Annotated in this window: 7 protein-coding genes and 3 pseudogenes; 1 reads left to right on the top strand and 9 read right to left on the bottom strand. The window is 37.1% G+C overall.

Annotation, left to right across the window (positions count from 1 at the left end; translation table 11 throughout):
• Window positions 1-231, top strand: a pseudogene (locus tag AWW83_RS09935) (hypothetical protein); the annotation flags it as partial.
• 41 nt (window positions 232-272) lie between these two features.
• Here AWW83_RS09935 and AWW83_RS09625 read toward each other — a convergent pair.
• From AWW83_RS09625 to AWW83_RS09585, 9 genes and pseudogenes are all read right to left on the bottom strand, one after another.
• On the bottom strand, window positions 273-1652 hold the full coding sequence (locus AWW83_RS09625) for an NHL repeat-containing protein (RefSeq protein WP_143713967.1): 1380 nt from the start codon (window positions 1650-1652) through the stop codon (window positions 273-275).
• A 55-nt stretch (window positions 1653-1707) separates the two neighbouring features.
• Window positions 1708-2493: a ribonuclease III gene (gene rnc, locus AWW83_RS09620; protein WP_159421171.1), complete on the bottom strand. Its 786-nt coding sequence runs from the start codon at window positions 2491-2493 to the stop codon at window positions 1708-1710.
• Window positions 2494-2495: 2 nt separating this feature from the next.
• Window positions 2496-3749: a beta-ketoacyl-ACP synthase II gene (gene fabF, locus AWW83_RS09615; protein ID WP_092351152.1), complete on the bottom strand. Its 1254-nt coding sequence runs from the start codon at window positions 3747-3749 to the stop codon at window positions 2496-2498.
• A 67-nt stretch (window positions 3750-3816) separates the two neighbouring features.
• Entirely contained in the window at window positions 3817-4056 is a 240-nt protein-coding gene (locus AWW83_RS09610; protein ID WP_047134489.1) for an acyl carrier protein, read from the bottom strand.
• A 32-nt stretch (window positions 4057-4088) separates the two neighbouring features.
• A complete protein-coding gene (gene fabG / locus AWW83_RS09605) occupies window positions 4089-4835 on the bottom strand; it encodes a 3-oxoacyl-[acyl-carrier-protein] reductase (RefSeq protein WP_092351151.1) in 747 nt (248 codons plus the stop codon).
• A 12-nt stretch (window positions 4836-4847) separates the two neighbouring features.
• Window positions 4848-5501, bottom strand: a complete 654-nt coding sequence (locus AWW83_RS09600) for a DUF3109 family protein (protein WP_092351150.1) — start codon at window positions 5499-5501, stop codon at window positions 4848-4850.
• A gap of 5 nt (window positions 5502-5506) precedes the next feature.
• Window positions 5507-6425, bottom strand: a pseudogene (gene fabD, locus AWW83_RS09595) (ACP S-malonyltransferase).
• The gene (locus AWW83_RS09590; protein ID WP_320409431.1) at window positions 6422-7525 is read right to left on the bottom strand and encodes a beta-ketoacyl-ACP synthase III; all 1104 of its coding nucleotides are present in this window, start codon (window positions 7523-7525) and stop codon (window positions 6422-6424) included. The pseudogene fabD and the gene AWW83_RS09590 overlap by 4 nt, the downstream one beginning before the upstream one ends.
• A gap of 2 nt (window positions 7526-7527) precedes the next feature.
• Window positions 7528-8039: pseudogene (locus tag AWW83_RS09585) on the bottom strand (phosphate acyltransferase PlsX); the annotation flags it as partial.

Here is an 8039-nt window from a genome sequence, read left to right as displayed (position 1 = left end):
GGAAATTTCCCCAGTGGAAACAGAGCAATTATCTGGACACTTGATGAAAATAAAAACCCAAAACCTGTTTTCGTAAGATTGGGAATAACCGATGGAAATTATACGGAAGTCGTCGGTGGAAATCTCAAAGAGGGTGATGAGGTGATAACTGGCTACGTTTTAACAACCACAAGTGGAAACAATCCTTCAACACCGCAACCATTCCAGTTCAGAGGCAGAACCCCATTTTAATTTTTTAGCCCTCACCTTTTTAAGAGGGTGAGGGCAATTTTTCAACGCTTCAAAATCAACTTCGCTCTTTCCTCGGAAAGAGTCGTATCAACAGCGACAATTTTATCCGCATCTGCAATAAAAATCATCCCCAACTTCAAATCAATGCTTCTTGGAAATTTTAAACCACCAATTCCCTCACCTTTGAAGATTTTTTCAACTTTATCGTTTGAAATTTTAACAATTGCTTTTAATCCAACATCGGCAACGAAAAGAGAGTTTGAAAGCGAATCATACTTAACATCAACAGGGGCAATAAGTTTGTCTTTAATTTTGCGCAAAAGTTTAATGCTATCTCTTTTTGGATAAACTGCAATATAACCAAGTTCTGGGTCAGCGCAATAAATGTTATATTTATCAACCGCAATTGAAGTTGGAAATTTCAAATTCGTTGGATCAGTAAATGAGTAAATCAATTTAAAATTTTTGTCAAAAATTTTCACAGCGCCATCATCAATTATGTAAAATTTTTCGCCATCCGTGTGAATGTAATTTGGATATTTCACCATAAATTGCGCAACATTTGCTGTTCTATCGGGCAAAACAATTGTTATTTTTCCAGCATCGCATATGAATAAACGTTCGTTGAAATACATCACTGCGCCAGCCCATCTTAAATATGTAAATCTATTTACTACATTTCCAGAGTTGTCAAGAACTTGAACCTGCGAATAAACATCGCTTGAAATTGCAAATGTTGAATTATCAATAATCGCAATTGAATTTATGTGATCTATCAACGGCTCTTTAAGTTTTTTCAAATCCTCAATCGTTCGGTATTTCTCACCCGATGAAATTATGAAATAATCAAACTCAACTTCGCCTTTCCCAGCCCCAAGGATTACATAACCTGATTTAAAATATGTTTTACCTTCAACAACTTTCTTGTCATTGAAATAAACTGTGTATTTCTCTGGCGAGACCTCAATCAAAATTTCCTTCATTTTATTTCGTGAAGATGGAAGAGAAACAAATTTTTCAATTTTTTCATCGCCATTAACCTCAACTACCCCAGTGTAAAGTGCGTTTCCGAAAAACTTAACATAATTACCAGATTTGAACGAGTAAATGTCATAGACATTAAACAGCACTAAGCAATTGTCTCCTGAAAAAGAAAATTTGATGTTATACCTTGAATTTGGTGGAATTAAAAAATTTAAACCCAGTTGAGATGGATTATTCGCATTCAATTTCAATCTTCCATTTTCAACTTTCCACACCCCTGACAATTCAACCCACGCATTATTTAATTTTGCGCTGTTAAAGTTGTCCGAAAACCAGATGTGTTGCGCTGTTAAGTTTGAAGCCAAGAAAATAAATAACATAAAAGATAAAAAGCCAAAAACTTTGCAATTACCAAGATGCGATTGTTCCCTTAACATTTTAAATGTTCCTTTATTTTCGTCTGAAATAAATTTGAAAAAAATTGGGACAAATTCAAGAGGTAGGTTTATCAATCAACCCGAGTTTAAGAAGAGCATCATAAGCAGCTGCTTTTTCCGCTTCCTTTTTGTTTCTGCCTTGTCCGACTCCGACAACATCATTGCCGATTAAAACTTCAACAGTGAAAGTTCTGTTATGCTCTGGACCTTCAACTTTTGCGACTCTGTAAGTTATTTCAACATTTGCTTTGTGAGAATATTCAACGAGGATGCTTTTATAATGCTCTTTCGTTGATTCGTAAAATTTAGAGTCAAATTCCCCAATTTGTTCTTTAAAAACTCGCTGTAAAAATTTTTTCGTCGTCTCATAACCCTGATCAAGATAAATTGCTCCAACTATTGCTTCAAAAGCATCAGCAAGCATAGAGTTATATCCCTGAGCCAGAGCTCTACGCGCGGAATGACTCATAAGAAGGAATTCATCAAGTTTTAAAAGATATGCATACTTTATCAAAATTCCTCTGTTTATAATCCTTGACCTCAAACGCGTCAATCTGCCTTCACTTGCAAATGGATACGCTTTATATAAAAGCTCGCCAGCAATGAGATTTAAAATTGAATCACCAAGAAATTCAAGTCGCTCGTTTGAATCAAGTTTCACTTTATACTTTTGCTTTGCTATTGCAACAAACGATCTGTGTGTTAACGCCTGAACAAAAAGTTCCCTGTTACGAATCTTAAAACCAAGAATTTTCTCAAGTTCTTTAAATTTTTCCTTGCTTATGAAATTTGAATCTTGCGGATTTAAAAGCGCCTTGAGCTTTTTTAAAATTTTAACCAAAACTATTCTTCAAACTTTTTGAAAACTATTGACACATTATGACCGCCGAAACCAAATGAGTTAGAGATAGCTGCTTTCACTTCACGTTCTATTGCTTGATTTGGAACATAAAAGAGATCGCACTCTGGATCTGGATATTCGTAATTTATGGTCGGATGAATTTTTCCAGTGGTTATTGAAAGAATTGTTGCTATTGCTTCAACTGCGCCAGCAGCACCAAGCAAATGCCCGATCATTGACTTGGTTGAATTAACAGCAAGTTTATAGGCATGATCTCCGAAGACAGTTTTAATTGCTTGTGTTTCGTTTTTGTCGTTCTCTTTGGTTGAAGTTCCGTGTGCGTTTATGTAGTCAATATCTTCGGGTTTAAGCCCAGCGTCTTTAAGTGCAAGAGCCATTGATCTTGCTGCACCTTCACCACAAGGTGCTGGTGCGGTTATGTGATAAGCATCAGCTGTGAGACCGAAGCCAGCCACTTCAGCGTAAATTTTTGCGCCACGATTTAAAGCATGTTCAAGTGATTCAAGTATCAAAGTCCCAGCGCCTTCACCCATTACGAAGCCATCACGCTGTGCGTCAAAAGGTCTGCTTGCTTTCTCAGGTTCATCATTTCTTGTTGAAAGCGCTCTCATAGCATTGAACGAACCAATTCCCATGGGACATATCGCAGATTCTGTTCCACCAGTTATGACAACATCAGCAAGCCCACGTTCAATTAGCATAACAGCATCGGTTATGGCATTTGCACCACTTGCACAGGCTGAAACAGTTGCATAATTTGGTCCTTTGAATCCATACCTTATGGAAATATATCCAGCTGCTATGTCAATTATCATCATCGGGACTGTAAATGGGCTTATATGTCTTGGGCTCCCTGTTTTAAAAAGCAATTCATGTTGAGTATGATAAGTCCACATTCCACCAATGCCTGAGGCATAAACAACCGCAACTCTTTCTTTATCTATTTTAGAATCCGAATTTAACCCAGCATCTTGAATTGCCATTTCAGTTGCTGCCATTGCAAATTGAGTGAATATGTCCATTCTTTGAGCAAGTTTTCTATCCATATAATTTGTAGGGTCAAAGTTTTTAACCTCCGCTGCAAACTTTGTGGCAAAATTTGTTGTATCAAATTTCGTTATATATCCAACCCCGCTTTTTCCTTCAAGAAGATTTTTCCAGAATTCATCAATAGTTAATCCAACGGGTGATATTACACCCATTCCAGTAACCACAACCCTTTTGCGGTTTTGCATGATTTCTATGAATTTTTGTTTTTACAAAATTAAAAGGGAGAGACAAAGCTCTCCCCGAAAAAATTTTTTACGCCTGTCCGAGTTTCTGCTTTAAATAGTTAATCGCATCTCCAACGGTTCTAATTTTTTCAGCATCCTCATCTGGAACCTGAATCCCAAATTCTTTCTCAAATTCCATAACAAGCTCAACCGTGTCAAGCGAATCAGCACCAAGATCATTGATAAAAGATGCCTCTGGCACAACTTTGTCTTCGCTCACATTAAGCTTGTTGACAATTATTTGCTTGACCTTTGCTTCAATGTCCATTTTTATCCTCCTTTTTAGTTTTGATTTTTGTTTTATGCTGTTAAGCCACCATCAACGACGATAACTTGACCTGTGATATAATCCGATTCAGACGAAGCAAGAAACTTAACAACATAAGCAATTTCCTCTGGCTTTGCAATTCTCTTTGCTGGTATCATTTCAAAAAGTCGTTTTTTCTGTTCCTCGTTCAATTTCTCCGTCATTTCCGTTTCAACATAACCAGGTGCAACGACATTTACCTGTATATTTCTTGAGGCAACTTCCTTTGCAAGTGCCTTTGTAAAGCCAATTATACCTGCTTTTGACGCTGCATAATTTGCCTGCCCAGGATTTCCAATTAATCCAACGACAGATGCAATGTTAATTATTTTGCCATAACGTTGACTTATCATATGTTTTATCACTGCTTTCGTAAAGTTAAAAACTCCTTTTAAATTTGTCTCAATCACATCGTCCCAATCGCTTTCGCTCATTCTCAAAAGAAGATTATCTCTTGTAATTCCTGCATTATTAATAAGTATATCAATTTTGCCGAAATTTTTCAAAACTTCATCAACCACTCTTTGTGCATCTTCAAACCTTGCTGAATCAGCTTGAATTGCCATCGCTTTTGAATCAAATTTTGAAATTTCATCAACAACTTCCTGCGCCTGCTGAACCGAACTTTTATAAGTTATCACAACCGAACATCCAGATAAAGCAAGAACTTTTGCAATTGCTCTGCCAATTCCTCTTGAACCACCTGTTACTATTGCAACTTTACCTTTTAAATCTGACATTTTAATTTTCCATCATTTATTTGAGTTTTCTCGTTTCCATTCTTCATAAATTTTCAAAAGCTCTGCGTATCCATCTTCACCAAGGACATATATAAATTCTTCTTTACATATCTCAATCACAGGACCAGCGTGATTATGCTTGGCGTTTGTTCCGCAATAAGGCAAATCTTCCGCATGACCATCATCATAAGTTAAAACACCTTCCCAGAAAGTCAATGGATAAATGCAACAATAAAATGGTTTTAAAGTCCATTTATGCATTCCATTTTCAACAGCGGTTATCTGCAAAACACAATATCCTTCCTTTGTCAAAAAAGCACACTTATCGTTATAAACATTTGTTCCAACACATTTGCCGGACGGAAAATCTGGGTCATCATATTCTTCTTTCTCAAACCATTGTTCAACATCTTTCGGTTGAGTCTCATCCATATATTTCAAAATCAAATCTTTATGCGCAAGAATTTTATCTCTCTCTTTAACATCAACATAAACTCCCCAATAACAACAATTTCCACGGCACACTGGGACATTGCAAAACGGGACAAATCCAGCTGTGAAGACAAGCGTATCAATTTTAAAGTTTTTAACAGAAACTATTTTTCTATTTTGAAATTCGCTCAAAGCGTCTCCGTTTGTTTCGCAGGATTGAAGTGCCTGTTCCATAGGCACTAATTCCCGGAAATTTTTTGAATATCTTCAAGTTTATCAAAACCAGATATTTCAACATCTTGGACAATTCTTTTTATCAAACCTTGAAGAACTTTCCCAGGACCTATTTCATAAAACTTTTTCGCTCCATCATTTGCCATATTCAAAACTATTTGAGCCCACAAAACAGGGTTTGTAATTTGATGATAAAGAAGATTTTTTTATCTCTTCAACATCAAAAGATGGTTTCGCCGTGACATTGAAATAAACAGGGATTGATGGCTTTTTAAACTCAACCTCGTCAAGAGCTCTTTTAAGCTCTTCTTTCGCACTTTCCATAAGTGGGGAATGAAAGGCACCGCTTACGACAAGTTCCTTAACCATCTTTGCCCCGGCTTTTTGAGCAAGTTCCATAGCCTTCTTAACTGCTTCAACTTCACCAGAGATTACTATTTGACCAGGAGCGTTAAAATTAGCAGGTTGAACAATCCCATCCTTAATTTCCTCACAAATTTTTCTCACAGTTTCATCATCAAGTCCAATTATTGCGGACATCGTCCCAGGTCTTTCTTCACCTGCCTTTTGCATAAGTTCACCACGAAGTTTGACAATTCTCAATCCATCTTCAAAACTTAACACACCCGCATACACAAGTGCCGTGTATTCGCCAAGCGAATGTCCTGCGGTCATATCTGCTTTTAATTTATCATCAAGAAGTTTAGAAACAATATAACTGTGGACGAAAATTGCGGGTTGAGTTATTCTTGTCTGCTTTAATTCATCTTCTGGACCCTCAAAACAAATTTTCTTTAACTCAAATCCAAGTATTTCTTCTGCTTTATCAAAAATTTCCCTTGCAAATTGATTATTCTCATACAAATCTTTCCCCATACCGACATATTGAGATGCTTGACCGGGAAAGACGAAAGCAATTTTCATTTATTAACTTCGTTCTTTATTTTCAATTCTTCCGGTATCTCAAACCTTCTTGAGTCCATTTCTTCACAATACTTTGCTACATCAGGTCTTGGCTTGGGCGGATTTGGAAGAGACCATCTCATTAAAACCGCACCCCAGGTATAACCTGCTCCAAAAGCAGACATAACAAGCATATGTCCAGGTTTAAGTTTTCCGCATTCCCAGTATTCCGAAAGACAAAGCGGAATTGTAGCTGCTGTTGTGTTGCCATATCTATCTATGTTTATCATAACCTTTGAAAGGTCAAGCCCCATTCTCTCCGCTGTTGCGGTAATTATCCTCAAATTTGCTTGATGTGGAACAAGCCAATCAATATCATTCCCAGTTAAACCATTTCTTTTAACAATTTCATCAGAAACATCAGCCATACCAACAACCGCAACTTTAAAAACCGCTCTTCCATCTTGATAAATGTAATGCATCTTTTTATCAACTGTCTCATGTGTCGGTGGATTTAAACTTCCACCACCGGGCATGTAAAGATATTTTCCACCAGAGCCATCCATATACATTATGTGATCAAGAATTCCATAATTTGGATCATCGCTTGGTTCAAGCAAAACTGCACCAGCTCCGTCTCCAAATAAAACGCATGTGTTTCTATCGGTATAATCCACAATTGCGCTCATTTTATCAGCCCCAACGACAAGAACTTTTTTATAATTTCCTGATTCAATGAATTGTGCTCCTGTAATCAAAGCGTAAATAAATCCGGAACACGCAGCTGATAGATCAAATCCCCACGCTCTCTTTAATCCAAGTTTTTCCTGAATTACAGCAGCCGTTGATGGGAAAAACATATCTGGCGTGACTGTCGCAACGATAAGCAATTCTATTTCATCAGGAGAAACTCCGCTATTTTCAAACAATCTTTTTATAGCTTCAACCGCAAGATCGGAAGTAGCTCCCTTTTCAAGGATTCTTCTTTCACGAATTCCCGTCCTTGTCCTTATCCATTCGTCGCTTGTCTCAACCATTTTTTCAAGATCAAAATTTGAAAGAACTTTTTCCGGGACATAATGCCCGACAGCGGTGATCGTTGCTCTAATTCTTTGCCCCAACTTTACACCTCCGTTTTAGTTTTATAAAATTTTAAAGCTTCCTTTATTTTTTGATTGATCTTTTTCTGCACCGTCTCTTCCGCTCTGTAAATCATATTTTTAATTGCAATCGCAGTTGAACTTCCATGTCCAATTATTGCAACACCATTAACACCCAAGAAAGGAACCCCGCCGTATTCCTGATAATCAAACTCTTTGAGCGCTTTTCTCAAACTGCGTGCAAGCAATCCAAATGTTAACTTTCTGAATATATTTTTGAACGCATAATTTCTCAATCTTCTTTTCAAAACCCCAAGAACGCTTTCAGCAAATTTCAAAACTATATTCCCAACAAATCCATCACAAACGATTACATCCGCTTTGCCTAAAAGTATATCACGACCCTCAACATTTCCGATAAAGTTTAATTTGCTCTCCGAAAGAAGCTGATATGTCTGCAAAACGACATCTCCACCTTTCGTGCTTTCTTCACCTATATTTAAGAGTGCGACTTTCGGAGAGCAAATTAAACTTT

The sequence above is a fragment of the Candidatus Chryseopegocella kryptomonas genome (assembly GCF_001536065.1).
Lineage (GTDB): Bacteria > Bacteroidota > Ignavibacteria > Kryptoniales > Kryptoniaceae > Kryptonium > Kryptonium kryptomonas.
This window is presented reverse-complemented; position numbering and strand designations above follow the sequence as displayed.